Below are 559 nucleotides of genomic sequence, written 5' to 3' on the forward strand. Positions count from 1 at the left end.
CGATGCGTTTAGCACCATAAAGCCCGTGCTCATCATCAAAAGTGGTCTTGATTTTTGCACCAATAGCGGCATCGGAATACATTTTTAACCTGCGCTTTTCGCGGGTTTGCACCCATTTATAAAACGAGGAACGATTCAGCTTTAACACGTGACACATCCGCTTGACCGAATACTCGGTTCGGTGGTCATAGACAAACTGGAAGCGGATCACCAGTGAGTCTCTTCGGCAAAATATTTCGCGGCCTTGCGCAGGATATCGCGTTCTTCGCGTAGCTTAGAGACCTCTTTTTCTAGTTGGCGGATCCGTTCGGAATTATTCGCCGTTTGGGCTTTATCATGCACAGCTTTAATGCGCGCACGCTTTCCGGTGCCGTACTTCTTGACCCAAGAATGCAGCGAGGCACGGTTGATACCGAGCTCTGCTGATGCTGCGTTGAGCGAGAGGTCCTCATTGTTCTCATAGAGGGCCACAGCATCGCGTTTGAACTGTTCGGAGTACCTGGACATGGTGGTAGATTACCTTTCTTCCCAGCCCGACTGGGCTGGATATCAGGTGTCC

Annotated in this window: 1 pseudogene; it reads right to left on the bottom strand. The window is 50.4% G+C overall.

Annotation, left to right across the window (positions count from 1 at the left end):
* Positions 1-507, bottom strand: a pseudogene (locus QP908_RS11765) (transposase); the annotation flags it as partial.
* Positions 508-559 lie beyond the last annotated feature (52 nt).

This window comes from Corynebacterium sp. MSK204, assembly GCF_030229885.1.
Classification (GTDB): Bacteria; Actinomycetota; Actinomycetes; order Mycobacteriales; family Mycobacteriaceae; genus Corynebacterium.